General features: G+C 60.8%; 24 protein-coding genes. 12 read left to right on the forward strand and 12 right to left on the reverse strand.

Annotated elements, in window-relative coordinates; all coding sequences use genetic code 11:
- Positions 1–177: 177 nt before the first annotated feature.
- The gene (locus AC1DWA_RS05275; protein WP_232253148.1) at positions 178–825 is read right to left on the reverse strand and encodes a TetR/AcrR family transcriptional regulator; all 648 of its coding nucleotides are present in this window, start codon (positions 823–825) and stop codon (positions 178–180) included.
- 111 nt (positions 826–936) lie between these two features.
- Here AC1DWA_RS05275 and AC1DWA_RS05280 point away from each other — a divergent pair, with 111 nt between their 5' ends.
- The 8 genes from AC1DWA_RS05280 to AC1DWA_RS05315 all read left to right on the forward strand — a co-directional run bounded on the left by AC1DWA_RS05280 (position 937) and on the right by AC1DWA_RS05315 (position 9,138).
- Positions 937–2,313, forward strand: coding sequence for a flavin-containing monooxygenase (locus tag AC1DWA_RS05280; protein ID WP_477845718.1), 1,377 nt, complete (start codon positions 937–939; stop codon positions 2,311–2,313).
- Positions 2,314–2,347: 34 nt separating this feature from the next.
- The gene (locus AC1DWA_RS05285) at positions 2,348–3,586 is read left to right on the forward strand and encodes an NADH:flavin oxidoreductase/NADH oxidase family protein (RefSeq protein ID WP_197941422.1); all 1,239 of its coding nucleotides are present in this window, start codon (positions 2,348–2,350) and stop codon (positions 3,584–3,586) included.
- A gap of 17 nt (positions 3,587–3,603) precedes the next feature.
- Positions 3,604–4,404: an SDR family NAD(P)-dependent oxidoreductase gene (locus AC1DWA_RS05290; RefSeq protein ID WP_197941423.1), complete on the forward strand. Its 801-nt coding sequence runs from the start codon at positions 3,604–3,606 to the stop codon at positions 4,402–4,404.
- Positions 4,405–4,432: 28 nt separating this feature from the next.
- Positions 4,433–5,185: an acetoacetate decarboxylase family protein gene (locus tag AC1DWA_RS05295; RefSeq protein WP_477916500.1), complete on the forward strand. Its 753-nt coding sequence runs from the start codon at positions 4,433–4,435 to the stop codon at positions 5,183–5,185.
- Positions 5,186–5,274: 89 nt separating this feature from the next.
- Positions 5,275–5,709, forward strand: coding sequence for a nitroreductase/quinone reductase family protein (locus AC1DWA_RS05300; protein WP_166812289.1), 435 nt, complete (start codon positions 5,275–5,277; stop codon positions 5,707–5,709).
- Positions 5,710–5,946: 237 nt separating this feature from the next.
- Positions 5,947–6,390: a Fur family transcriptional regulator gene (locus tag AC1DWA_RS05305; protein ID WP_197941424.1), complete on the forward strand. Its 444-nt coding sequence runs from the start codon at positions 5,947–5,949 to the stop codon at positions 6,388–6,390.
- A gap of 36 nt (positions 6,391–6,426) precedes the next feature.
- Positions 6,427–8,649 (forward strand): catalase/peroxidase HPI, encoded by a 2,223-nt coding sequence (gene katG, locus AC1DWA_RS05310; protein WP_477845719.1) that lies wholly within the window; start codon positions 6,427–6,429, stop codon positions 8,647–8,649.
- Positions 8,650–8,703: 54 nt separating this feature from the next.
- Complete coding sequence (locus AC1DWA_RS05315) at positions 8,704–9,138, forward strand: NUDIX domain-containing protein (RefSeq protein WP_202023098.1); 435 nt, start codon at positions 8,704–8,706, stop codon at positions 9,136–9,138.
- Positions 9,139–9,155: 17 nt separating this feature from the next.
- Here the strand turns inward: AC1DWA_RS05315 and AC1DWA_RS05320 are convergent, their stop codons facing one another.
- Together AC1DWA_RS05320 and ctaD are read right to left on the reverse strand one after the other, a co-directional pair.
- On the reverse strand, positions 9,156–10,007 hold the full coding sequence (locus AC1DWA_RS05320; RefSeq protein WP_021343144.1) for a universal stress protein: 852 nt from the start codon (positions 10,005–10,007) through the stop codon (positions 9,156–9,158).
- A gap of 242 nt (positions 10,008–10,249) precedes the next feature.
- The gene (gene ctaD / locus AC1DWA_RS05325; RefSeq protein WP_477845720.1) at positions 10,250–11,983 is read right to left on the reverse strand and encodes an aa3-type cytochrome oxidase subunit I; all 1,734 of its coding nucleotides are present in this window, start codon (positions 11,981–11,983) and stop codon (positions 10,250–10,252) included.
- A 198-nt stretch (positions 11,984–12,181) separates the two neighbouring features.
- Here ctaD and AC1DWA_RS05330 point away from each other — a divergent pair, with 198 nt between their 5' ends.
- Complete coding sequence (locus AC1DWA_RS05330; protein ID WP_020906510.1) at positions 12,182–12,562, forward strand: VOC family protein; 381 nt, start codon at positions 12,182–12,184, stop codon at positions 12,560–12,562.
- A 3-nt stretch (positions 12,563–12,565) separates the two neighbouring features.
- Here the strand turns inward: AC1DWA_RS05330 and AC1DWA_RS05335 are convergent, their stop codons facing one another.
- The 3 genes from AC1DWA_RS05335 to AC1DWA_RS05345 form a co-directional block, all read right to left on the reverse strand.
- The gene (locus tag AC1DWA_RS05335; RefSeq protein ID WP_021343146.1) at positions 12,566–14,266 is read right to left on the reverse strand and encodes a sensor histidine kinase; all 1,701 of its coding nucleotides are present in this window, start codon (positions 14,264–14,266) and stop codon (positions 12,566–12,568) included.
- Positions 14,256–14,987, reverse strand: a complete 732-nt coding sequence (locus tag AC1DWA_RS05340; protein ID WP_477916502.1) for a response regulator transcription factor — start codon at positions 14,985–14,987, stop codon at positions 14,256–14,258. The genes AC1DWA_RS05335 and AC1DWA_RS05340 overlap by 11 nt, the downstream gene beginning before the upstream one ends.
- Before the next feature lie 234 nt (positions 14,988–15,221).
- Entirely contained in the window at positions 15,222–15,566 is a 345-nt protein-coding gene (locus AC1DWA_RS05345) for a PNPOx family protein (protein WP_070797288.1), read from the reverse strand.
- Between the two features lie 238 nt (positions 15,567–15,804).
- On the opposite strand from AC1DWA_RS05345, the gene AC1DWA_RS05350 reads away from it, so the two are divergent.
- A complete protein-coding gene (locus tag AC1DWA_RS05350) occupies positions 15,805–16,026 on the forward strand; it encodes an RGCVC family protein (RefSeq protein WP_019747515.1) in 222 nt (73 codons plus the stop codon).
- Between the two features lie 122 nt (positions 16,027–16,148).
- Complete coding sequence (locus tag AC1DWA_RS05355) at positions 16,149–17,762, forward strand: amidohydrolase (protein WP_080910216.1); 1,614 nt, start codon at positions 16,149–16,151, stop codon at positions 17,760–17,762.
- Positions 17,763–17,785: 23 nt separating this feature from the next.
- On the opposite strand, the gene AC1DWA_RS05360 is transcribed toward AC1DWA_RS05355, so the two are convergent.
- On the reverse strand, positions 17,786–18,406 hold the full coding sequence (locus tag AC1DWA_RS05360; protein WP_020968683.1) for a TetR/AcrR family transcriptional regulator: 621 nt from the start codon (positions 18,404–18,406) through the stop codon (positions 17,786–17,788).
- Between the two features lie 157 nt (positions 18,407–18,563).
- Here AC1DWA_RS05360 and AC1DWA_RS05365 point away from each other — a divergent pair, with 157 nt between their 5' ends.
- Positions 18,564–20,015, forward strand: a complete 1,452-nt coding sequence (locus AC1DWA_RS05365; protein ID WP_046378074.1) for an APC family permease — start codon at positions 18,564–18,566, stop codon at positions 20,013–20,015.
- A 30-nt stretch (positions 20,016–20,045) separates the two neighbouring features.
- On the opposite strand, the gene AC1DWA_RS05370 is transcribed toward AC1DWA_RS05365, so the two are convergent.
- The 5 genes from AC1DWA_RS05370 to AC1DWA_RS05390 form a co-directional block, all read right to left on the reverse strand.
- Positions 20,046–21,023, reverse strand: a complete 978-nt coding sequence (locus AC1DWA_RS05370) for an ABC transporter substrate-binding protein (protein WP_020968685.1) — start codon at positions 21,021–21,023, stop codon at positions 20,046–20,048.
- A 59-nt stretch (positions 21,024–21,082) separates the two neighbouring features.
- Entirely contained in the window at positions 21,083–22,693 is a 1,611-nt protein-coding gene (locus tag AC1DWA_RS05375) for an ABC transporter substrate-binding protein (protein ID WP_477845721.1), read from the reverse strand.
- A 14-nt stretch (positions 22,694–22,707) separates the two neighbouring features.
- On the reverse strand, positions 22,708–24,012 hold the full coding sequence (locus AC1DWA_RS05380; RefSeq protein ID WP_029254658.1) for an NtaA/DmoA family FMN-dependent monooxygenase: 1,305 nt from the start codon (positions 24,010–24,012) through the stop codon (positions 22,708–22,710).
- A complete protein-coding gene (locus AC1DWA_RS05385) occupies positions 24,009–24,839 on the reverse strand; it encodes a sulfurtransferase (RefSeq protein WP_477845722.1) in 831 nt (276 codons plus the stop codon). The genes AC1DWA_RS05380 and AC1DWA_RS05385 overlap by 4 nt, the downstream gene beginning before the upstream one ends.
- A gap of 61 nt (positions 24,840–24,900) precedes the next feature.
- Positions 24,901–26,868 carry an acetyl/propionyl/methylcrotonyl-CoA carboxylase subunit alpha gene (locus AC1DWA_RS05390; RefSeq protein WP_060938290.1) on the reverse strand — a complete coding sequence of 656 codons (1,968 nt, stop codon included), beginning with the start codon at positions 26,866–26,868 and terminating at the stop codon, positions 24,901–24,903.
- Between the last annotated feature and the right edge of the window lie 2 nt (positions 26,869–26,870).

The raw sequence follows: 26,870 nt of genomic DNA on the forward strand, positions 1-26,870 counted from the left end.
TCGGAATTCCCCTGGCAATGATTCTCGCGTCGTTCGTCCGGTTCGGTACTGCTGAACTCCACTTGTCGCGCTCCCCTGAGTTGACCGTTCAATCTGCCGGAACGTAACACGCCTGAAGACGCTACGGGGACGTCCGAGGGCCAGGAGGCAGCGTTCGATCGGAGTTCTCGCGCTTCCTCATGCAGATCGTTCAGGGGTCCTGTTCGGTTCGTGGAATGCGGGCAGTGCAGGAATGAGGAGGTCGGCATAATCGCGAATGCGCTGTGGTGGAAAGGATTTCGGTTCCGCCAAAACCAAGCGACCGGCTTCCCAGAAAAGTGCATACATGGTGCGGGCGGTGAGGTCGACATCGACGGCGGGAAGTCGATCCGGAGGTGTTGCCGCTCGTACGAAGTCCGTCAGTGCTGCGATGAGCGCCTGGCGGCCGTTCTCGAGGCGTCTACGAAAGGTTGGCGTGCTCGAGTCGGCGAGCTGGAAGACCGCCCGCCACCGGTTGGGTGCGGCCAAGACGGCTGTAAGGAAAACTTCGAGGCTTTCTGTCATCGCGTGGATCGGGTCCTGCGTGCGAAGAGGCACCACGTTGGCGAGTTGCGTCAGTGCTGCGTTCTCCTCGCGGTCGAGGCAAGCGCGCAGCAGTTGGTCGGAGTCGTCGAAGTGGCCGTAGACGACGGGGCGACTGACGCCCGCTTCCTTCGCCACGGTGTCGATGGACACCTTGTGGACGCCTTGTTCGACGATCACCCGCAGGACTGCGTCCAGTAGCTGTTCCCGACGTTGTTCAGGAGCCATTCGCGGTGCATACGCCCGGTTCCGTCGTTCGGTCATGATCGTTTGCCGCCTCTCCGTCACGGCGTTGCTTGACATGCAACAACGCCTGGGCAAATACTACACTGACTGTAGCTACACAGACTGTAGCTTTAAGGGAAGGTTGCAACCGTGACTCGGTACTGCATTATCGGAGCTGGATACACCGGGCTGGCGGTGGCAAAGGCCTACGCGGATCTCGGCTTGGACTACGACCACGTCGAGGCCGCCGTTGCGATCGGCGGAAACTGGTCGCACGGGGTGTACGACTCCACGCATCTGATCAGTTCGAAGGACGTCACCGGGTATCCGGACTATCCGATGCCCGACGACTACCCGGACTTTCCCAGCGCCGCACAGATGTGCGAGTACCTGCGCGCCTTCGCTGCCGAGTTCGGCCTGGATCACCGGATCGAATTCAACACGCTGGTTGCCGATGTGGCGCCACTCGATACTTCGGGAAGAGCCGGGTGGCGGGTGGAATTCGGAGACGGCACGGTGCGCGAGTATGTCGGCGTCGTGATCGCCAACGGTCACTACTGGGATGTCAACATTCCCGCGTACCCGGGCGAATTCACCGGCAAACAAATCCATTCCAAGAACTACAAGCGCCCTGCTGACCTCGACGGCTCGTGCACGTTGGTGGTGGGTGCGGGAAACTCCGGTTGTGACCTGGCGGTAGAAGCCGCGCTGACCTTCGGCACCGCGGAGATTTCACTGCGCCGTAGCTACTGGTTCATTCCGAAGTACGTCCTCGGTGTCCCTAGCAGCAAGTTCGACGTGGGCTCGATTCCCGTTCCAAAAGTGTTGCAGGAGATAGTCTTCCGAATGATCGTTGCTGTCGGAATGGGAAGTTTTCGCAGTTTCGGGCTGGAAAAGCCGAAGCACCGTATCTTCGATCAAGATCTGGTAGTCAACCAGCAACTGCCTTACTTCCTCAAACACGGCCGCATTGCAGTCAGGCAGGAAATATCCCGGTTCGACGGACGTACAGTGCATTTCACCGACGGCACTAGCGGCGAATACGACACCATCGTCTGGGCTACCGGCTTCAAGACCACCTTCCCCTTCCTGCGCGACGGACTGCTCACATGGGATAACGGGCAACCGCGCCTGGTGTCACACACCTTCGCCCCGGGGCTGGCCAATTTGTATTTCGCGGGACTGGTCGCCCCGCGCTCGGGTGCAGGGATGCTGCTGATGAACAGTTCACGCCTGCTCGCCGAGGCCGCGATACTGCAGCAACAACTGCATACACCAGTCGGTGATCTCTACTCGTATCTGTCCAAGCCATCCGGAGAAATCCTCGCCGGTGGCCCCGAATTGCGCTGGGAAATGCGGCGCGGCCGGTGGTCGGTCCGGATCATGACCCAACTGGTCACACTCCGCTCGAAGCTTCTCGGTGCCCTCGCCGACCCACCGACTACGCCGACAATTCCCGACCCGCAGCCTGTTTTTCCCGGCAGCATCCGGCGACCGATCCTCGCTGCCGCGCACCGCAACGCCTGACCTTCAATTCTCCACCACAACAACAGGAGTAACCATGCCACCCAAGAAGCACGCACCCTGCACCGCTGCCAGTTCACTCACGCTGCCATGCGGCGTTACCCTGCCCAACCGCATCGCCAAGGCCGCGATGAGTGAACAACTCGCCGCGATCGACGGCTCACCCAGCCAGAACCTGACCCGCCTCTACAGCGCCTGGGGACGAGGCGGTGCAGGCCTGCTCATCACCGGCAACGTCATGATCGACCGTCGCGCCTACGTCGAGCCACGCAACGTGACCCTCGAAGACGACCGCCACCTCGAAGCCGTCGGCAACTGGGCCCGGGCAGGATCCCGAGAGGGTGCGGTGATGGTCATGCAGATCAACCACCCCGGACGAGTCGCCGTGGGACCACTGCATCGACGCCCGGTCGGCCCGTCGGCACTGCGGCCGCAGGCGCTCGGATTCAATTTGCGCAAACCCCGGGAACTCTCGCTCGGCGACATCGCCTTCCTACGTCGCCGCTACGCCCGAACCGCGGAACTGGCCGTGGCAGCCGGATTTTCGGGAGTGCAGGTCCATGCCGCGCACGGATACCTCCTGTCGCAGTTCCTCTCACCTGTCGCGAACAAGCGCACCGACAGCTACGGCGGAAGCCCGGAGAACCGGAGTCGCCTGTTGCTCGAGGTGATCGCTGACGTTCGCGCAGCCATCGGCCCGGAGTCCGTTGTGTCGGTCAAGCTCAACTCAGCAGACTTCCAGCACGGCGGGTTGGAGGAGTACGAGTCGCTCGATGTCGCGCTCGCTTTGGAAAAGGCCGGCATCGACCTGCTCGAGATCTCCGGCGGCAACTACGAGGCTCCAGCCATGACCGGCGTCGTGCAGGACAGCACCCGAGCCCGGGAGGCTTACTTCCTGCGCTACGCCGAAAGCCTGCGCGCTCGTACTGCTATGCCGCTCATGTTGACCGGCGGTGTACGCACCCGCGACTTCATCCGCGACGTGCTCGCTCAGGGCGTCGTGGATGTGATCGGGCTCGGCCGACCATTCGCCGTGCGGCCGACAATCGCGGCCGACCTGCTGTCCGGGACCAGTGAGCCGCAGGTGCTTCCGACTGCGCCACGCGTTCCGCTGCCCGGCGCCACACCAATCAATTCCTATCTCCAACTCGCCTGGCATGCGGCGAATTTCCGCCGGATTGCGGCAGGTGCGGAGCAGGTACGTCAACCGGGTGCAGTTCGCACTCTGATCGCTGCTGGTACCGCCGTGACTGCCCGCGCGCTCACCCAATTCTGATCACCCAGGAGCGAACCATGAGCCTTACCCCACCCACCTCAACCACGCGAGCTGTCGTCACCGGTGCGTCCTCCGGCATCGGTCTCGCCCTCGCCGAAGGCCTGGCGCGGCGCGGATACTCGTTGATCCTGGTAGCCCGTCGCGAGGATCGATTGCGTGAGCTGGCCGCGCGGTTGGCCCAGCGTTACGGCATCGAGGTCGAGATCCGAAGCGTCGATCTGTCCGACCGTGCCGAGCGCGCGAAGCTCTGTGACGAGCTCGCGACCAGAGATGTCGCAATACTGTGCAACAACGCCGGATTCGCCACCTACGGGGAGCTCACGACCGCGAACCCGGAGCGAGAACGCCAACAGGTCGAACTGAATTCCGTTGCTGTGCACGACCTCATCCTCGCTGTACTGTCACCCATGCTGGCGCGCGGCGTGGGCGCGATTCTGATCACCGGATCTACCGCCGGCAACCAACCCGGACCGAACAACGCTACTTACGCGGCGAGCAAGGCATTCGCTAACACCCTCGCCGAATCGCTGCACAGTGAGCTCGTCGGCACCGGAGTGCAATGCACGCTACTCGCGCCAGGCCCAGTACGTACGGAGTACGCCGAGGTAGCAGAGGTCCCGAAGCTCGACGGCCTGTTGCCGGGCCCGCTGTGGGTCAGTGCCGAACAAGCCGCAACGGCAGCAATCGTCGGGCTGGCGGCCGGTCGCCGCCGCGTGGTCCCCGGCGCGTTCGCCAAACTGCAGACCGTCGGTGGCCAATACACCCCGCGAGGGCTGATCGGGCCGATTCTGCGTACCGTCTACCGAAGGGTCAAATGAGATGGGCTGGGAACCTGCCGTCAGGACTGTGGGTCRCTCACTCCGGACGGACCTGCGCCGCACACTGACACTCGGCGATCCGCGGCGCAGCCTCTACCGCGACGCTCACTACTTCAGCGCCACCGTCGAAATCGACCCCGACATCATGAAGCAATGGCTTCCTGCGGGGGTACGGCTGGCCGAACCGGCGCGCGCCGACCTGTTCACCGCCTGTTTCCCGGACAACAATTTCGAGTCACCCGGCTATCACGAGGCCGGACTGTTCGTTCACATCAAGACAGTGCAGGGCACCGGAATTCACTGCCCGTGGATGATTCTCGACGACGACGTAGCCCTGATCATCGGCCGTGAACTTCTTGGCTACCCGAAGAAACTGGGTGAGATCGAGTGGACGGTCACCGATACCGAAATCCGCACAGCAGCAACCCGGCGTGGGCACAAGCTGCTCACCATGAGCGGCCGCGTGGGCGACGTCATCACCGACCCACCGCCGATCCTCGCCCGACCGCACCGCAATGTCGTCGGCGTCGCGGGCATGCTGCCGCCTTGGTTGGTCGCCTTCACTCCACGTGAGAGCGTGCTCGAGGTACGGCGCATCGACGAATTCGCGCTGGAAGTGTTTGGTTCAGAAAGAGACCCACTGGACCAGATGGGAATCGGCCGGGTGGTCGAAGCTCGGCTGCACCGCGTCGACCTGCCGGGCGTGTGGGTGCCGCCTGTCCCGGTACGCCCACTTACTCCGTTGTTCACGACCAGCCGTCTACGGCCGCGGGTCCTGTGACCCTCACATGCTCGAGCGCAACCGCGGGAAATCAACGTGAGCTGCCGCCACCGACAGAATCCCTCTGCGAGAGAAACTTCAGGACCGTCATGAGCGATATCTATCATCACATCTTGCGTGCCCACAAATGGATCTACATGCGTACCGGTGGGCTGGTCGGGCACCGTCTCCTCTTCGGCAACCCCACCCTTCTGATACGCACCCTCGGTCGCAAATCCGGTCTGCCGAGAGTTTCGGCATTGACCTACGCACGCGATGGCGGAACCTATCTGGTGGTCGCCTCCGCCGGAGGAGCAGCCAAGCCACCTGACTGGCTTGCCAACCTCACCGCACAACCCGTGTGCGAGATGCAGATCGGCTTACGCAGTACACGAGTTCGCGCGCGCGTCACCCTGCCGACCGATCCGGATTACGCGCGACGGTGGTCGACACTCGACGCCGTGAACAAGGGGCGTTACACCGCCTACCAGAACAAGACATCTCGCACGATCCCGATCGTAGAACTGGTCCCGATGAAGTCTTGAACACCGCAGTCGTTGCGCTGAATGCGTCGAAGTCACGAAAATGAACGGAGTCGCCCGACCACCGCCGCATTTAGGTTCTGGTGTCGGACGATAACTCGGGGCTCGCGGGCGAGCCTGCGTTGTACTTGTTGCGGTGACGGGTGACCGGACGGATTGTTCGCAGGGCCATTAGCTCGATCGGGCAAGAATTTCGCGAAAGTCTGGGTTCAGTCCAGAAGATTGCGCAATAGTGGAAAGGTGCCTTCGACGCCGGATTATGCAGCCCAACTGCGTAACGCTGAGCTTCGCGTGACTCGTCCCAGAGTCACGGTGCTCGAGGTTGTGCATGCACGCCCACATGCAGCCACCGAGACGATTTTAGATGCTGTGCGGGCAGTTTTGCCGGGGGTATCTCGGCAGGCGGTCTACGACGTGTTGCACGCTCTCACCGACGCCGGGCTGATACGGCGGATCCAACCGTCCGGATCGGTGGCGCTGTACGAGTCCCGCGTCGGCGACAACCACCATCACGTCGTCTGCCGGTCCTGCGGGGTCGTTGCCGATGTCGACTGCGCAGTCGGAGAGGCACCGTGTTTGACGCCGTCGGCGCGCAACGGCTTCGTCCTCGATGAAGCCGAGGTCATTTACTGGGGCCTGTGTGCCGACTGTTCGACAACTCAGAGTTTGCGATCACACCCGTGATCGAAGTCCGTTCTACTCGCTCATGGAGGGATTACCGTGTCCGATAGTTGCCCGGTTGCTCACGATGGAAACACCGAGAGCACCAGCGAAAGTGAAAACCCCGCAATCCCGTCTCCGACACCTACCGGGAATCGTCCGAGAACGAACAGCGACTGGTGGCCGAATCAGCCGGATCTCTCTGTCCTGCATTCGCATTCGTCGAAATCCAATCCCATGGGTGCCGACTTCGATTACGCCCAGGAATTCGCCAAACTCGATGTCGAGGCACTCAAGCGCGACGTCATCGCGTTGATGACGGCGTCGCAGGATTGGTGGCCGGCCGACTACGGACACTACGGCGGACTCTTCGTGCGTATGAGCTGGCATGCTGCCGGCACCTATCGCATCGCAGACGGCCGCGGCGGTGGCGGTCAGGGCGCTCAGCGTTTCGCCCCGCTCAACAGTTGGCCGGACAACGCCAGCCTCGACAAGGCACGTCGCCTGCTCTGGCCGGTCAAGCAGAAGTATGGAAAGCAGGTTTCCTGGGCCGACCTGCTGGTGTTCGCAGGCAACTGCGCTCTGGAGTCGATGGGGTTCAAGACCTTCGGCTTCGGCTTCGGCCGAGAAGACATCTGGGAGCCCGAGGAGATCTACTGGGGTCCTGAGGACACCTGGCTCGGCGACGAGCGCTACAGCGGAGACCGTGAGCTGTCCGGACCGCTCGGCGCAGTTCAGATGGGCCTGATCTACGTCAATCCCGAAGGACCCAACGGACAACCGGACCCGGTAGCGGCCGCCCGCGACATCCGAGAAACCTTCGCTCGCATGGCGATGAACGACGTGGAAACGGCCGCGCTGATCGCCGGCGGCCACACCTTCGGCAAGACACACGGTGCCGGTCCGGCCGACCTCGTCGGACCCGAACCGGAAGGCGCACCCGTCGAGCAACAGGGACTGGGCTGGAAGAGCGCCTTCGGTACGGGCGTGGGTAAGGACGCGATCACCAGTGGTCTCGAGGTCGTGTGGACTCCCACTCCGACGAAGTGGGACAACACTTTCCTGGAGATTCTGTACGGATACGACTGGGAGCTGACCAAGAGCCCGGCGGGTGCCTGGCAGTGGATCCCGAAGGATGGCGCGGGGGCCGGCACGATCCCGGATCCGTTCGATTCGTCGGCCGGACGTACTCCGACGATGCTGACCACCGACCTCTCCCTACGCCTGGATCCGACGTACGAGAAAATCACACGGCGTTGGCTCGATCATCCCGAAGAATTCGCTGAAGAGTTCGCCAAGGCTTGGTACAAGCTCCTGCATCGCGACATGGGACCGGTCACGCGCTACCTTGGACCGTGGGTTCCCGAACCGCAGTTGTGGCAGGACCCCGTTCCCTCGGCCGATGATCAACTGATCGGGGACGCGGACATCGCGATCCTCAAGAGTCGACTTCTCGATTCCGGGCTGTCCGTCTCACAGTTGGTGTCGACCGCGTGGGCGTCGGCCGCGAGCTTCCGCAGCACTGACATGCGCGGCGGCGCCAACGGTGCTCGAATTCGCCTGGAGCCGCAGAAGAACTGGGAAGTCAACGAGCCCGCAGCCCTCTCCGCGGTGCTTCAGACCCTCGAGCGAGTTCAGCAGGAATTCAACCAGGCTGGTGGAGCCAAGGTTTCACTTGCCGACCTGATCGTTCTGGGTGGTACAGCGGCAGTCGAGCAGGCCGCGAAGAACGCCGGACAAGACATCACGGTCTCGTTCACGCCGGGACGTACGGATGCGACTCAGGAGCAGACAGACGTCGACTCGTTCGAGGTACTCGAACCCCGGGCCGACGGATTCCGGAACTACCTCAAGGGAGGGGAGAAGATTCCGGCAGAGATTCTGTTGGTCGACCGCGCGTACATGCTGTCGCTGACCCCGCCCGAGGTGACAGTTCTGGTCGGCGGACTTCGCGCGCTGAACGCGAACTTCGGCAAGACCGGCCACGGGGTGTTCACCGACCGTCCCGAGACGTTGACCAACGATTTCTTCGTCAACCTTCTCGACATGGGTACCGAGTGGAAGCCGTCGAAGACGGATGAGAACGTCTACGACGGGGTTGATCGGGCGACTGGAGCTCCGAAGTACACGGCAACTGCGGTCGACCTTGTTTTCGGATCGAATTCGCAACTGCGCGCACTCTCCGAGGTGTACGCCAGCGAAGACGCGAAGCAGAAGTTCGCCGAGGACTTCGCTGCCGCCTGGACCAAGGTGATGGACCTCGACAGGTTCGACGTCAACTGATTCAGCAGATTAGCCGTCGGCGCCCCGCGAGCTTTGTTCTCGCGGGTGTACGTGATGTTTCGTCGAAGCAACCCGGCGCAACGGCCGGAGGTGCTGTTGCAGTTGCGTGAGGGCACCGGTTTCATGGACGGATACTGGGCTCACGCTGCTGCGGGACACGTCGAACTGGGGGAGTCGGCACTCGATGCGGCTGTCAGGGAGGCCGCGGAAGAACTTGGCGTGGAGCTGCTTTCCTCGGAACTGAAGCCACTCACCGTGTTGCATCGCCGACATGCGGAAGGGGTCGACCCGGTGGATCATCGAGTGGACTTCTTCTACGAATGCCGCACGTGGTCGGGTGAACCACGCCGGATGGAGCCGTTGAAATCTGCAGATCTGCGGTGGTGGCCGGTTGACGAACTCCCGGAGAAGTTGGTCGACCACGAGCGTTTCGTGATCGAAGCCCACCACGCCGGTCAGCTCGCACCCATCCACAGTTACGGCTTCTGACCGAGCGAGGATCCAATTCAGGCTTCGCTCGCAACGATGACCGGGCAGTGAGCTTTTCGAATCATTGCACTGCTCGTGGTGCCGAGAGCGGTGTCGTCGAACGAACCTCGGCCGCGCCGGCCCACGACGAGAAGCCGTGCCTCGGTGGAGAGTTGTTCCAGAATGGCAACCGAAGGGCCGTCGTACTCGATCTGTCGGATGGTGACGCCGGGGTAGAGCGTGGCCCAACCTGAAAGTTGCCACGTCAGCGGCGTCGAATGCTGGGGCGCGTGCCCGGCTTCGAAGTTTCGACTCAGCTCGGCCTCCGGCGGGACAGCGTGCACGACGACCAGTTCGGTGTTCGCGGCCTCGGCTTCCTTGAATGCAATGGCCAGAGCGCTTTCGCTGTAGGCGCTTCCGTCCAAACCGACGACAACGGGAAGATCAGCCGTAGCCTGGCTTTCACACGAAGTTCCGACTGTTGCGAATGAACATGCCGGGGCGGGTGCAGTGAGATCGTCCTGTTGAGTGACGATCAAGGGGTTGACGATCAAGGCGGCCTCGGACGTCAACGCGGTGAGGATTGCGGTGTTCTCCCCGGAGATCAGATCGGTCCGGATCCGAAGATCTGGCGACACCGACTCTGCGATCTGAATGGCTTCCATGAACAGGCCGGTCGGTGATGCCGAGGTATTCGGATCGCCGGTGTTCGGATCTGCGGTGTTCGGAGCTACGAAAACTATTCGCATCCAGAGACTGTGGCGATGCGCGAACTCGGCCGCCCACGTGATCACGTCGGTGCGCAGCGGGGATCCATCGATGCACACGACGACCGCTCCGTCTGCGGACCACTCCGAGGTGAAGACGTCAGTCGAAAGTTGGGAGGTCATTCCGAGCTCCTCGCGTTATGTCTGTCGAAGGTTCTGTTGAATGCGAACTGGCTTGCAGGACAGTGCCGAACAGCAATCCTGCAACCACTATCGAGCAAGCGGCAGTTGTCAGGGGCAACCACACGAGCGTCGTGACTGCGAACATGAGGACGAGCAACGGCATCAGGAGATGGCCGGGTTTCGCTCGGCGTTCAACCTGCTGACTTTCTGCCCAAGCTCGATACTTCGTGCCGTCATTCATGTCATTTCACCTCTGTGCTTACCGTGGAAACCGGCTTGTGACCAAGCAGTCCGACGTGCGCCTCGTCGCGCATCCTCTCGACCATGTGGGGGTAGTGCAGTTCGAATGCCGGCCGCTCACTGCGGATTCGGGGGAGTTCGGTGAAGTTGTGTCGTGGTGGAGGGCAGGACGTCGCCCATTCGAGTGAGTTTCCGAATCCCCAGGGATCGTCGACCGTCACGATCCGTCCGTACCGATAGCTCTTGAAAACGTTCCAGATGAACGGAATCGTCGAGGCTCCGAGCACAAACGCGCCGACGGTCGAGATCGTGTTGAGAAGAGTGAAATTGTCCGACGGCAGGTAATCCGCGTACCGCCGAGGCATACCCTGAGCGCCGAGCCAATGCTGGACGAGAAATGTCGCGTGAAAGCCGATCAGAGTCAACCAGAAATGGATCTTGGCGAGCCTCTCGTCCAACATCCGGCCGGTCATTTTCGGGAACCAGAAATAAATTCCGGCGTATGTCGCGAACGCGATTGTTCCGAAGAGGACGTAGTGGAAATGCGCGACAACAAAGTACGAGTCGGTGACATGAAAGTCCAGGGGCGGGCTTGCGAGAATTACGCCGGAGAGTCCGCCGAACAGGAATGTGACCAGGAAGCCGACGGAGAACAGCATCGGCGACTCGAAAGTCAACTGCCCCTTCCACATCGTGCCGATCCAGTTGAAGAACTTGACTCCGGTGGGAACTGCGATCAAGAAGGTCATGAACGAGAAGTAGGGGAGGAGAACGGCGCCGGTTGCGTACATGTGGTGCGCCCACACAGCGATCGACAGAGCTGCAATTCCCAGTGTTGCGTAGACCAATCCGGTGTATCCGAAGATCGGCTTGCGGCTGAAGACAGGGAAGATCTCGGAGACTATGCCAAAGAACGGAAGCGCCAGAATGTAGACCTCGGGATGGCCGAAGAACCAGAACAGGTGCTGCCACAACATGACTCCACCTGTCGCGGGGTCGAACAAATGCGCTCCCAGGTGCCGGTCTACCCAGAGCCCGATCAAGGCAGCAGCGAGCAGCGGAAAAACGAGGAGGATCAGCATGCTGGCGACCAGCGCATTCCACGTGAAGATCGGCATGCGGAACATCGTCATCCCGGGGGCCCGCAGGCAGACGATCGTCGAAACGATGTTGACTGCGCCGAGGATGGTGCCGACGCCGCCGAGAGTAAGCCCGATGATCCACAGGTCGGCACCCATACCGGGGGAGTGGAGTTCGCTGGTGAGTGGCACGTAAGCGGTCCAGCCGAAATCTGCTGCACCACCGGGTGTTACGAACCCGGCGGAGGCGATCAGGCCGCCGAAGAGATACAACCAGTAGCTGAACGCATTGAGCCGCGGGAAACACACGTCCGGCGAGCCGATCTGCAGCGGCATGAGGTAGTTGGCGAATCCGAAGAAGACCGGGGTCGCGTACAGCAAGAGCATGATCGTGCCGTGCATGGTGAACAACTGGTTGTACTGCTCGTTTGACAGGAATTGCATTCCCGGGACAGTCAATTCCATGCGCATGAGCAGCGCCATCAGTCCGCCGATCAGGAAGAAGGCAAACGATGTCACGATGTACATCAGCCCGATCATCTTGTGATCGGTGGTCCTCAGGATCTCGACCAGTTTCGAACCCTTCGGAGCGGTCCGGGGAGTTGCGCCGACGTGGATATCGACCTCGTCGACCGGCCGGGGCGCGAGATCAACCACGACGGCCGCCTGTGCGCATCGACGTGACGAAATACCGAGAATTCCTGGGACTGTGGAACATAAACGCAATGATCTCGGCGGCCACGACCTCGGACGAGGGGAAAAGGTCCCGAGGATCGGACAGGGCGGCATGGCGTAGATCACGTGGTCCGGTACGGTCGAAAGACAATTGTCCTTGCGGATGGAAAGCGAGTTGTCATGGCATGTCGTATCAGTGAATTGGTGCTCGGTTGCCGGGATCCTGAGGTTCTGGGGCGGTTCTGGTGCGAGGTCCTGGACTTCGTCGTGCTCGATCGAATGCACGACGGTTCTCTGGAGATCGGCCCGCGCGAAGGGTTCGGCGGTCCGCAGCCGACGATCATCCTCAGTCGCAGAGACGAACCGGAGAAGGGTAAGCCCCGCCTGCATATCGACGTCAACGCCACCGACCGCGATCAGGAAGCCGAACTGGAACGCCTATTGGGTCTTGGTGCGCGGCCGGCCGACATCGGCCAGACGGGGCAGGAACAATGGCATGTCCTGGCCGATCCAGAAGGTAACGAGTTCTGCCTGCTCAAGGCCCAACTGGATCCGCTCTGACGCTCAACGGTGCTGGATTGACAACGGACTTCGCCTGGGGCTCAGCGGAACTCGCCACACCAATTCGGTGACGCCGTTCTCGCTGGTGATGTTGCTTGAGCCGCCGCACTGACGAGCGCGGGTCGCCAGGTTGTCGAGACCGTGGATTCTGGTTGCCTGGTCGATTCCCACACCGTCGTCGACGATGCTGATGACAAGATCTTCCGTTGCCCGGATGGTGACGTCGATGGCGTTGGCATGGGCGTGCCGCAGAGCATTGCTCAACCCTTCGCGCACAACGGCTTCGGCGTGCGGGGCGAGTCGAGCCGGGACGGAACTGTCGATGGTCCCCTCGAAAGTGACGCTGGGAGTGATCGACGAGTGACCGGACAGACCGTTGACGGCGTCGAGTAATCGGCGTCGCAGGCTTGTGGGAGTCGACATCTCACTCGTGTGGAGGTCGAAGACTGCGGTGCGGATTTCGCGGACCGTTCGATCGAGTTGATCAACGGAGTTGTCCAACACCGTGCGAATGGTTTCCTCGTCGCCGGGACGTTGCAATGCCCCCTGCAAACTCAATCCGGTGGCGAACAACTGCTGAATGACGTGGTCGTGAAGATCACGCGCGATTCGGTCTCGATCTTCGAGGACGTCGACCAGTCGCTCTTTTCGTTGCTGTTCGGCGAATTCGACAGTGACAGCGGCGATGTCGGCCATTGCCGTCAGCTGCTCGATCTCATCGACGCCCCACGGACGATCGCTGCGGCGTGATGCGAAGAGGACGCCGCCGCCGAACGAGGTTCCCGACAATGGGAGTGCGACGACGGATTCCTCGCTGGAAACATGCAGTGCCGGAACAGCACTGGCGCTGGGGGCGGAAATCGTTCGCCGGCTGCGGGCAGCTTCGTCGATCACGGTTCCGGAAAGATCGAGAACTGTGCCGTCCGAGACGGTCATCCCGCGAGTCCGGGATTCTGCGACGTGAACACCCGGCCCTTCGCCGAGGTCGTAGCGAACTATGCACACCAGATTGCCGTCGGTCAGACGGCGCGTCGTGCGAACCAGTTCGGCCAGTGTCTCGTCGCGAGATCCTCCACTGAGCAGGCGTGCGTTTACGGCGGCGACGGCCTTGAGCCACGCTTCCCGCGTTTGGGATTCCTCGAACAGACGCGCATTGTCGATGGCGATGCTCGCAGCGTTTGCCAGAATCTGGAGTACGGCCTCGTCACGGTCGTCGAATGCAGTCCGTTCCGAGCTGTCCGCGAGGTAGATGCTGCCGAACACCTCGCCCCTGACGAAGATCGGAACACCGAGAAACGTGTCCATCGGTGGGTGATTGGTTGGAAACCCCGCCGAGGACGGGTGTGAGGCGATTCGGTCGGTTCGAACCGGACAAGGTTCTTGAACGACCAGGCCCAGCAGTCCGTGACCTTCGGGAAGATGCCCGATCTTGGCAACCTGCCCCTGATTCAAACCGGAATGGATGAAGCGGGACAAGCGGCCGTCGGGAGACTTCACGCCGAGCGCACCGTAGTCCGCTTCGAGCACATGTCTTGCGACATCGACTATCTGTTGCAGCGTTTCGTCGAGTTGGAGGGTGGACCCGACAGTCAATACGGCACTGAGCAGCTTGGGAATTGCAGTCGGGTTGAGGGCAGTCAGCTCTGCGCTTCCGGCGATGTCGCCGAAAAGGCTGAGCATGAGCGCGTCGCGGCTACCTGGCATGGTGTGTGCCTGTAGTGGCGGAGAATGGTGAACCGGACGGCGTCAGTAGGTGTGTGGTCGCCTGTCCCGATGGATCCGGGTAAGCAGTGCCCGCACGAATCTTGGTCGCCAGAACTGCAGCCTGCGTTCGACGTTCGAGACCCAGTTTTTCGAGGATGCGTGAGACGTAGTTCTTGACTGTTTTCTCCGAGAGTTCCGCGTGCGTGCTGATCTCTCGATTGCTCAGCCCCTTGCCGATCAACTCGAAGATCAACAGTTCCTGATCGGTCAACAGTGCTGCCGCAGTGCCCGACTCCTGCTCGGATCGGATGCGCCGGACCAAACCGACCACCGCCTGAGTGTTCAACAGCGATTTGCCGGTGGCGACCGTATGGATCGCGGATACCAGGTCGTGGCCGCGGATGTTCTTGAGGACGAATCCGCGTGCGCCGGCGATCAGGGCGTCGAGTAGGGCGTCGTCGTCGGAGTACGACGTGAGCATCAACGTGGCCGCTTCCGGACAGGTCGACGCCAGTTCCCGGCACAGTTCCACACCGTTGCCGTCGGGAAGTCTGACGTCCATGACGACCACGTCGGGTCGGCATTCGGGTATTCCGTCCGAAGCTTYGCGAACACCGGACGCCTCGCCCACAACGTTGAATCCCGATACCTGATTCAACAGGTCTGCCAATCCACGACGGACGATCTCGTGGTCGTCGACCAGATAGATGCCGATCGTCACGGTGGTCACCTCTTCCAGCTCGCGCCTGCCATCGATGTTACCGGACGGTAATGTACTGGCAAGGACGGGTTGTTCGTCAAACGGTCGACAAAAAACCCGCGTCGAACGGTGCGAGACCGAGTGTCGATTGCACAGAGTCAAAGGTCCCGATCGCGACGAGATATGGATCACCGAGGTACGGCTCGGCGATCAGTGTGGAGTGAATGTTATTGCGCCGGTGCCGTTTCGATCGTTTCAGTCCGTAGGCGCGAGTTCGACCGAAACGTAAACTCCCTTGCCTTTTCGATGTGCGAGGGCTTCGCCAGGACGATCGATACCGTCCAGTTGGAGAACGATGGGGCCTTGTTCCGGATAGAAATTGCGCCACCAGCTTTTCTTGTCCGGCATGGCAACTCCGATCGTCACATGGTCGCCTTTTCTTTTGTAGGACACGGGCGCGCTGAAGGTACGTCCCGATTTGCGGCCGACGTAGGTGATGACGGTCATTGAACGGCCGAGTAATTTGCCCACGATCGGAGCGCCGATCAGTGGTTGGACCACTATGTTGACGGCGGCGGATACACGTTGGAAAGTGTTCACAAGAAGCCCTTTCGCTTCGGATGCTGCACGGATTCGAACGCTGCACGGAAATGGTGCGTGCTGTAGTTCTATCCTGCTCGACGGTGATTGTCGCGTGGCAGAAATTGGTACAAACCGGTGCGCCGAAGCGAGTAGCGTGGGGGTACGTCGAGGGTCATTCGTATATGCGCGGTCAAGCCATGTCGTCCTCGACGCCAACCCGGTCTGTGGTCGAACGGCCGAGAACTGGAGCGCCTGTATGGCGTCGAACCCGTCCGATGTGTCGAATGCACCAGGGCAAGCCGAGTCGACAGACGCGGATCAGAAAACGCCGTCCATCTGCCCTGCGTGTCAGCACAGTATGGAATCCCACGATCCGCTCGGCGTCCGGTTCTGCGCAGTGACAGCCGACCGCGGTCTCGATCGAAAGTGCATCTGCGCTGCCGATCGTGAGGAGATGCAGCACTATTCGCGATACTGAGCTTTCGGGCTGAACAGCGCCCGAGATCCTTCAATTCGCAACGCCTGAACCGCTATTGACGGCGGTACAAACGCGGTCTAGATTAATCGAATCAAATTCGATTAATTGCGGAGGTGCTGGAAGTGGAGGCCGAACTTCTGTTCGTCGGAGGCACGATTCGTACGGGGGACTCGGCCCGCCGTGTCAGTGACGCATTGGCCGTTGCAGGCGGCAGAGTTGTTGCTTTGGGGGATGCGGCCAGGGCGTTGGAGTCGGCCCGTACGGAAGTTGTCGACTTGGCAGGGGGAGCGCTTCTACCGTCGTTCGGCGACGGCCATGTTCACCCGTTGATGGCTGGCCTGGAAATGCGCGGCGCCAAGATTCGTGATTGCGACAGCATCGACGAGGTAGTGCGGGAAGTGCGTCGCTGGGCGGACGCGAATCCGGGCGCCGAGTGCATCTTCGGAGAGGGCGTCTCTCCCACTCTGGCTCCGGGCGGACTGTTCGACGCCCACTGGCTCGACGATGTAGTGCGGGACAGGCCCGTCGTCTTGCGCACGATGGACTATCACACCGCGTGGGTCAACAGCGCCGCGCTTCGGAGCGCCGGTCTGACGCGCGATACCCCGGATCCGGTCGGCGGGGAAATTGTGCGAACAGCTGACGGCGAGTTGCTGGGGACACTGCGTGAATGGGGAGCGATCAACCCGGTACTGGCTCTTCTTCCCGAAGTGACACTTCACGACGGAGTCGATTCGCTTGCTGCAGCATCGAAAATGCTTGCGGCAGCGGGTATCACTTGGGTTCAGGATGCATGGACCGAGTTGGACGATGTCGAGATCTGGCTGGCCACCGCTGAAAGCGGGCGCCTGTCGACGCGAGTGAATCTTGCCTTCCGAGCAACACCTGAGAGCTGGAGAGCAGACCTACCGGCGTTTGTCGAGGCTCGGCAGAAAGTTGCAGAACGGGGCGGTGACACAGTCAGAGCCGAAACGGTGAAATTCTTCGCCGACGGTGTCATCGAGGCCGGCACGGCAGCGCTCCTTGCGCCGTACTCGGACTGTCCGCATTCGCACGGAATCAGTAACTGGACGACGGATGAACTCGGTCGGGTTGCAGCTGAAGTGGACCGGTTGGGCTTTCAGATCCATATCCATGCCATCGGTGATGCAGGTGTACGCATGGCGCTCGATGCGATCGAATACGTCGATCGATGTAATGGCCCGCGTGATCGGCGCGCCACGATCGCGCATCTGCAATTGGTTGACGGCGACGACCTTGACCGGTTCGAATCATTGGGCGTGATTGCCAATTTCCAGCCGCTCTGGGCTCAGCTCGATCCTCTGATGACGGAACTGACCATTCCGCGTATCGGCGTCGACCGCGGTGAGCTGCAATATCGCATCGGAAGTCTCGCCGAGCGAGGCGCGCGAGTGGCATTCGGCAGCGATTGGCCTATCACGGCCCACGAACCGATCAAGGGAATTGCCACCGCAATTCACCGCCAGACGTCTGCAGGAGTTCCGAGCGAAGGATGGCTGCCTCGTGAACGCGTCGGCCTCGACTGGGCCCTCGCGACATATTCGGCCGGTATCGCCTATCAAGGGTTCGAAGAGAACTCGTGGGGTCGCCTCCTTCCGGGCATGCGAGCCGACATGATCCAGCTGCCTGTCGATCCCCGCCACCTTGCTTCGTCCAAGGAACTCAGTGACCTGGTCGTGTCCCGAACCTGGTTGGCGGGTAAGCGCGTTCATTGACCGCCCGGCCGGATTCGCGACGGCTACTCGTGCACCTCATGCAAGAGGCGTCGAAAACCTGAAAGCAATGCCGTCCAGCCGAGTTCGAAGGCTTGCTCGGCCCTGGCCGGTCCCCTCGGTGCCGCGGCAAGTGCCCGAGTCAGGGCGTCGTCGGGTGTTGTCGCGTCCGCTTCGATCATGACCTCCGGTGCGGCCGCATCCAGTGCCGCTCCGAGCAGAAAATTCTCCGATGCAGTGATGACGGCCAAGATGTGGTCGTCCGGGAATCCCGCCTCGCACAGACCCGCAGCGGGAGCGCGGTACACCGACAGTGACGTGGGGTCGCGTACCGTCTCCGTGGCGAGGAGGCGGATGGAAGTGGGGTGGCGACTGAACGCGGCTCGATACGACCTCGCCCACTCGGAGAACGCTTCGTCCCATGGCAAGCGCTCGAACGCCGACCCGTCGATTTCGCGTACGACGCGATCACGAACCAGGTCTACGACCGCGGCGCGGCCCTTGGCGTGGTGATAGATCGACGAGACTTGAACATTCAGGTGTTTCGCCAGGTCAGGCATCGTGAAGTCGCCGTCGCGGTCGACTAGTTCCAGTGCAGCCTTTGCGATCCGTTCGCGGTCCAGGCGTGCGATACGAGGTCTACCCACGGTCCCACCTCTCTAATCGAAGTTGATTCGATTATGCCCTTGTGGCGCCGGTCACAAGGATCTATCATAATCGAAACTGATTCGATTAATCCGGTCGGTGATTCCCGTTCCTGTTTTCTCCTCGTCATGCCCCCTTCCTTCACTGGAGAAGTGCCTCATGAAGAAATCTGAAACCTCGCCCACCGTGCAGTTGCAAGGAGGCGTCCTGGGCACTGCCGGGATCGTTTTCTTCGTCGTGGCCGCCGCGGCTCCATTGCTGGTGATGGCAGGGGTCGCGCCGCTGGCCTTGAACATTGCAGGCATCGGGGCTCCGGGCGGATACATCTTGGCGGGGCTCGCGTTGGGAGTGTTCGCAATCGGTTTCACTGCGATGAGCAAGTACATCCACAATGCAGGCGCCTTCTACGCCTACATTTCAGTTGGACTCGGGCCTCGCTGGGGGCTCGCCGCAGCAGTACTCGCGTTGGTGTCCTACAACGCTCTCGAGATCGGAATCTTCGGGGCTCTAGGATATTTCGCCCAAACCACTATGGCGGACCTGGTCGGGGTAGATCTGCCGTGGGGATTGTGGTCGCTGTTGGGTGTTGGATTGGTGTGGTTTCTCGGATCTCGATCGGTACACCTCGGGGCGCGATTTTTGATCCTTTTGCTGACCGCGGAGACAGGGATTCTGGTTCTGCTCGCAGGAGCGGTCCTCTTTCAAGGCGGAGCCGTCGGAATCGATGTCGAATCCTTTGCTCCTTCCAATGTTTTCAGTCCAGGCCTCGGCGGGGTGTTGACTCTGGCCTTCGCTGCGTTCATCGGATTCGAAGCCACCGCCCTGTATCGGGAGGAAGCAAAAGATCCCGCTCGGACGGTTCCGCGGGCAACGTACATTGCCGTCGCGTTCCTCGGACTCTTCTACGCATTCATGGTGTGGATCATCATTCAGGCGTACGGCCCGGATCAGGCTCTCGCGCTTGCTGCTTCCGATCCCGCCGGCATGTACTTCAACGCGATCGAGCAGTACGTCGGCGGTTGGGCGAGCACCTTGATGGAACTGTTGATCATCACGAGCATTCTCGCCAGTCTGCTCGCGTTCCACAACGCGATCACCCGCTACGTCTTTGCGCTCTCGCGTGAACGCGTGCTGCCCCGAGCGTTGGGCAAACTACATCCGGTCTACAAGTCGCCCTACGTTGCCAGCGCAGTCCAGAGTTTCCTCGCGATGGTGGTGATCGTCGTGTTCGTGATCATCGGCGCAGACCCGTACCTCGAACTCCTGCTGTGGGTGAACTCGCCAGGCATTGTCGGCATCGTCGTGCTTCAGGTCATGGCGGCCGCGGCTGTCATCGCTTTCTTCTGGAAAGATCGCCGTGGGCATTCGGTGTGGAGAGTCTTGATCGCGCCCGCATCCGCTCTCCTGATGTTGGTCTACGCAACGTATTTGATCGTTGATCAGATGGAGCTGATCACTGCCGCCGGCACGGCAGTGAACGTGGTGCTCGTTGCCGTCACACCGGTCAGCTTGGCTGTCGGCTGGCTACTCGGCTCCCGACTCGAACGACGTGACCCGGCGCAGTTCGCCCGGCTGGGAACTACCGACGTCGACGCCGGTCCTTCGGCCTGACTCGGCTTTTACTCCACCAGTGGTGTTCTCCTATTTGTTCGTTTTCGGGAGGCCAGGGGGATTGACCAGCGACTTGTCGACTGCCTCGTTGGTGATCTTCCATCGCTCGAGAACTTGCTCGTATGTGCCGTTTTCGATGAGATGATCTATCGCTTCGCTGATCGGTTGTACCAAGCCGTTGTCTTTCTTGACCAGTACACCGATCTGGCCCAACGCGGCCTCACCGGCCCCGGAGAACTGGCCGATCACTTCGTTCTCGCCAGTCTGTGCAGCGTGAAACTGCGATGACGGGTTGGGGCCGAAGTAAGCATCGATTCGACCGGAAGACAGCGGCAGGTAGTAGTCAGTGGTCTTCTGGTACACGGTGATTTCAGCGGGAGCACGCCCGGCCGCGACGTTGTCCTCGTTCCACTTCACAAGCAATGCCTCCTGATTGGTGGCAGCGCCGACTCCGATCTTCAGTCCGGCGATGTCTTCCGGCTTCTCGAGTGAGAGATTCTTGTCCTTTCTGACTTCGAATGCGAGAGTGTCGAGGCGGTACGTCGCGAAGTCGTACTTCTCTTTACGCTCTTCGGTGACCGTCACGTTGGAGATGAACGCATCTGCATCTCCCGAATCGATCCGCACTGAATTCTGCGCCCAATCCGCGACCTGAAGGTCGATTTTCAACCCGAGCACCTCTGCGATCAAATACGCGAAGTCGGTCTCGGAACCGATGACCGTCTTGTCGTCGTCGGCATAGAAGCGCAACGGCGGCGCGGTTCCAGCGTTGCCGGTGATTCGGATCGTGCCCCGGTCGCGGAACTCCTGAGGGACCTTCGCTGCAATCGAATCAACCTTGTCGGTACTGATGCGGTTCTGCTCGGCCGACAAGTTGATACCGGATGTTGTTGCACCGGAGTGTTGCTCGGTCGATTCTTCATCTGGGCTTCCGCAAGCGGTACCAAGGAGGGCAACTGTGGCCAGGGCAGAGATCAGAAGCGTCGCGGTGCGAGGACGGGTGAACATCGGGTTCCTTCCGAGAAAAGGGTTTGTCGAAGCAGGTTGTCGAGCTGAGGAAGTGTGAACTAGCTCTTCCACGCATCCACGAAGTCCACCGAGTAGAGATCGGCTTGGATGCGCAGGTCGTGAACCGCGGGAGTCGTCGCGTAGATCAACGAAGAGGCGTGCAACGGGATCGCCAGTGCCTGATCGGCAATCAGCTCCTGAATCTCCTTCAACACTTCGTTTCTCGCATCGATGTCAACGGTCTGAGATTGTTTGACCAGCAACGTATTCAGCTCAGGAGTCGAGGCGATGCCTTTGGTCGAGCCGAGAGTGGGACTGAACACCAGCAGTACGTCACCGTCGGCGCGCAAGCTCTGGAAGTAGATCGATTCCCACGTGCCGTCGGTTCTCGCGGCGTTGTCCTCGGCAGTCGAGCGAGGTTGCAAGTTCACCGCGACTCCGATGTCGCGCAGCTGAGATTGGATCAGTTCGAACTGCGATTGTGGGAGGTGGTTGCGGTATGCCAATTCCACGGTCAGTTTCTCACCATCCTTGGTTCGGAATCCGTCACCGCCGACTGTCCATCCACTGGCGTCCAGCAGTGACTTCGCACCCGACGGATCATAGGTGTACTCGGACGAGAGATCGGTGTAGCCGGGCGCTTTCACAGACAGGATGCTCCGTGCTTTCTCGTCACTCGGTGTGTAGGTGGTATCGATGATCTGTTGGGTATCGATGCCCTTCACCAAGGCGCGCCGCACGTTCAGGTCCGCAAGTACCGGCGCGAACGTGGGGTTGAGCAAGAGCGAGTCGTTGATGCCGGCAGCAATGGACGGGATGACAGTGAGTCCGGCGCTTTGTGCGCGGTCGACGTCTGTGCTCGGAATGTCGATCGCGGCGTCCAGTTGTCCTGACGTCAAACCGCCGATTCGCACCGAGGATTCGGGGACCACCAAAAAGGTGATCGAATCCAGATATGCCTCTCCCTTGTTCTTGTTGAGTGAGGATCCCCAGTGGTACCCGTCCCGACGGGCGAGTACGACCTTCGCGTTGGTCTCCAGTTCTTTCTGTACGAATGGACCTGAAGCGATAACGCCCTGGGCGCAGCGTTCTTCGGGCGTCTTCTTCAAGGATTCCGGTGCGATGATGGCGAGCGTGTCGGAGCGGGCGGCTTGAAGGAATCCTGCCGATGGTTCCGAGAAATCGAGTGCGACGGTCGAGGGGGCGAGTACCTCGGCCCCGATGAAGGTCGCGAGATGAGATTTCGCAGTGGTTGCGAAACCGCTGTCTCCCAGTCTTTTCTGGCTCTCGAAGTTATCTGCCACGACCTGTGCATCCAGACGTTCGCCGTTGCTGAAGGTAACTCCGTCCTGGAGAGTGAAGACGAATCGTCGACCGTCGTTCTGGACCTCCCAGGACGTCGCCAACCAAGGAACGATCTCCCCGGTGTCGAGATTCTGGTCGACGAGTTTGTCGTAGAGGGGATGGAACGCTGTAGCGGTTTGACCGTTCAGGGTCTTGTCGATGCACGGTGGAAACGTATTGATGGCAAAGGTCAGATCGCCCCCGGACGCGGGCTCGAAGTCCGCGCTGGCAGATGGTGTTGCAGTGCTGCAACCAGCCGCAACTGCAAGCGTCGACGCCAGGATGGCGACTCGGATCGGTGTGGATGAAAGCCGCGACGTCGTCATGGACTGAGTTCCGTTCATCGTGTGGAAGTGCGAGTGGAATCGAAGATGTTGGACCGCAAGGTCGTTCCGGTGTATTCGCGCCGGAACACGCCCCGATCTTGCAGAAGTGGCACAACGGAACTGGCGAAGTCGTCGAGCCCCCTGGGGAAGTGGGTAGCCGTCAGGATGAAACCGTCAGTTGCTCCCGATTCGAAGAGATGTGTCAACTCGTCCGCTACCTCTTGCGGCGAGCCGACAATCTCGGGAGTGAGATCGTTACGCGCGAACAACTGTGCGGCTTCGGCGATAGTAAGATCCTGGGCGTCGATCAGCCGCGCCAGACGACGCGACGGACCTTTTCCCTGATCGACGACGTCGTTGATCGGAGTTGTCGGGTCGAACTGCGACAGATCGAGTCCGGCGGAGTGGGAGACCCACTCGATTGCTGCATCCGGATGGATCAGGGATCGCAGATACTCCTGCCGTTCCTTCGCGATGCTCGTCGTCTCGCCGACTATCGGTTGCACGGCGGCGACGAGGCGCACCGAATCAGGGTCGCGTCCAGCCTCTTCCGCGTAGCCGCGAATTGCCTGGCGCTTCGCTCGAAGATCTTCCTCCAACGGGTCGATCGCAAAGACCAGATCTGCCCACCGCCCACCGAACTCGCGCCCTCGCGCCGATTCACCTGCCTGGATGAAGACCGGGCGGCCCTGAGGTGATTGTGGCAAGGTGAGTGGACCCTGCACCGACAAGTATTTGCCCTTGTAGTCGGCCGCGTGAATCTTGCTTGTGTCTGCGTATATTCCGCTGTCGCGATCGGCCAATACGGCGTCGCCGTCCCACGATGACCAGAGTGCGGTGGTCGCTTCGAGAACCTCGTCGCCGCGCTCGTACAGTTCTTCTCTCGGAAGCCGATCGACTTCGGGAAAGTTGTCGTTTGCCGGACCGGGCGCCGTCATCACGATGTTCCAGGCCGCGCGCCCACCGCTGAGTATGTCGAGGCTGCCCAGAGTTCGCGCCAGGTTGTACGGGCTGTTGAAGCTTGCCGAAAGGGTTACGCCGAGACCGATACGATTTGTTACGCTGGCTACCACTGCAGCCAACTGCGTCGGATCATGTTGAAAGCCGGTCAGCAGACCGTATTTGGTGTGGCCGTCGACGTAGTGCACACGCTCAGGTATCAGTATCAGGTCGAATTTCGCTCGTTCCGCGGCTTGCGCGTATCGCTCGTAGAGCACTCTGTCCTCGAAGGCATTCTCCGAGTACGAATGTCGCCACATTCCCGCACTGTGCATACTCGGAAACACCATGTAGGCGCCGAGGATCATCTGTCGTGTCATCGCTGGTCCGGATTCCTTGGTGTGTGATGGATGTCAGTGGAGACGGGTCGTTCGGGGTCGGCGCTCCACCCCGACCACGACGCGACGTAGACCGCGGAGCTGATGCCGACCGCTGCAAGCGCCAGTGCGTTGTGCGACGCGGCAACTCCGCCGCCGCAATAGGACACGACGGTGCCACCACGCTCTATTCCGAACTGGTGGAAGTATTCTCGTAACTCGCGGTCGGGAAGTAGGAAGCCGTTGTCGTCGAGTAGGTCAGTTGCCGGCGCTGAGATAGATCCGGGGATGTGGCCGGCGCGGAAACTGCTCGATCCTCGGGCGTCGAGCAATCTGCCGGCCGATGCCGCGCGCAGGGCGCCTTCTGCGTCGGCGAGTGTCGTGCTAGCGGTGGAAGGTGGTACGGGCATCGAATCGTTTGTCGATATGGGTTTTCGGGATGAAGCCCATGCGGACGATCCGCCGTCCAAGTACCGCACTGAACGTCCCGCCCAGCGAAGCGTGAACCACGCGCGGGCCGCAAGCAGGGGGCTGTCCGAACTGTAGACCACGATGTGAGCATCGGCGGGTACTTTCAGATCGTTCAGTGTTCTTCCGAATGCGTCGAGATCTGGCAGCGGTCGATTCCCTTCAGTCCCGCCGCCACTGCTTTGAAAGTTGTTGATCGACAATGTGATGGACTGCGGCGCAGTAATGATTCCGGCTCCGCCCTCGCTGTTGTCTCGTACCACGTTGACGACGACGAGCGTCCGATCGGAACGAATGAGTTCGCAGAGTTCGGTTGCGGAAACAATGACTGCGCGACGCTCGATTCCCCCTGCTTCTGACATGAAAGATATTGTGTAACAATTGCTTCAGTCAAGAAAGAGATAAGATCGTGGCAATCTTTACTCATGGCGCCACGGCTGCCAGCACTTGTCCGGCATCGATGACATCTCCCACCGTTACTGTCACCGCCGAGACGATTCCGGGTGAGGAAGCACGAAGGGCAGTCTCCATCTTCATTGCTTCTACGACCGCGACGACATCACCTTCCGACACCCGCGTTCCAGTCTGCAGCACTGCCAGCACGGTTCCCGGCATCTTCGATGTGATCTCTCCGTCACTGAGATCGGAATCCTTTGCTGTATAGACTTTCTCGATTACCTTCACGGTCCAGCCACCAACGCACACCCATGTACCGGTGCCGACTCCGAGGCGTCCAGCGGTGGTTGTCAAACCATCGGCGACCAGGCTGAGTGTCACTTCGTCGGTTCCGCCCCTGACGACCACCGAAATGTTCCGGCCGTCGGCGGCGACAATCCAGTGGTTGCTTCGTTGTGAGATGACCGTGGTCGGCACGACGCGGCCGTCGGCAATGAGTTCGCGTCCGATCGGGTCGGATCCCACCTTGCGCAGTGTCTCTCGATGTAGTCCGTGGGGGCCGGTCCATGACGACCCGGTGACCGGCGATTGTTCCTCGACGGAAGTCCACACCATCGCAACAGCAGCGGCGGTGGCCTGGAGCTCTGCAGAATCCGGGATCAACCGAGGGAGGTGCTCGTCGACGAAGGAAGTGTGAATGTCATCCGCGCGCACAGCCGGTGTCGCCAAGAGAAGTCGGAGGAAACCGATATTCGAGGTTCCACCGAAGTAACTGGAGTCGGCCAAAGCTCGGTCCAGTGATTCCAGTGCGGTTGACCGCGTCGGACCGCTTGCTATGACCTTTGCGATCATCGGATCGTAGAACGGCGGAATGCTGCCGGCACCCTCGAAAGCACTGTCGATGCGAACCGTCGACGGCCAGGCTACGTCCACAGAATGTGAAGGTGCGGGCCGAAATCCGTTCGACGGATCCTCTGCGTAGATTCTGGCTTGCACCGCGAAACCCCGCAGCGCGATATCGCGCTGCTGTAACGGCAAACGGGCGCCGAGGGCGATGTCGAGTTGCAGTTCGACGAGATCGACGCCGGTCACTTCCTCGGTGACCGTGTGTTCGACTTGCAGGCGCGTGTTGACTTCGAGGAAGTAGTAGCGGTTTTCGGCGTCAACCAGAAATTCGACGGTTGCTGCATTCACGTAGCCGACGCCTCCGAGTAGTCGCAGAGCGTCGTGCTGCATGGCTCCCAGGACCGATTCGGGGACAGAACTTGCCGGTGCCTGCTCGATGATCTTCTGGTTGCGACGCTGTAGGGAGCATTCACGGGTGAAGAAGTGAACTCCTGTACCGAAGGAATCGAAGAGGACCTGAACTTCGATGTGACGCGGACGCTCCACCAGCGTTTCGATCATCAGGTCGCCGCGGCCGAAGTTCCTTCCGTTCAAACCGATTGCAGAGGTGATGACCTCTCGTGCGTCATCACCCGGATGTAGTCGAACCATCCCCTTGCCGCCGCCCCCGAACACCGGTTTCAGCAGCACCGGCACGTCGAGAGATCGAACGTGACCGAGGACGGTATCGGGATCGGCGCTTGCCTCGCCCCACGCGGTGAGAGTCGGGATGCCGGCGTCAGCGGCGGCCTTCTTCGCTCTTGCCTTGTCTCCGAGTAGAGCGATGGATTCAGCGGCCGGACCGACGAATGTCAGACCTGCAGCGACGACGGCTTCAGCGAAATCGGAGTCTTCGGAGAGAAATCCGTAACCCGGGTGCACGGCGTCGCAATCCGCGGCCAGCGCGGCCGCAATGATTTGATCCGAATTGGTGTAGGACTCCGAGGGGATGTCTCCGTCCAGAAGCACGGTGTGATCGGCGAGGCGATGCCACTGTGCGTGTGAATCGACGGGGGAGGAGATCGTCACTACCGACATGCCGAGACGACGGGCCGTGCGCGCGATGCGCGTGACGATTTCGCCCCGATTGGCGATGAGAAGTCGAGTCATGT

The organism is Rhodococcus sp. P4_F3_2 (assembly GCF_056401335.1).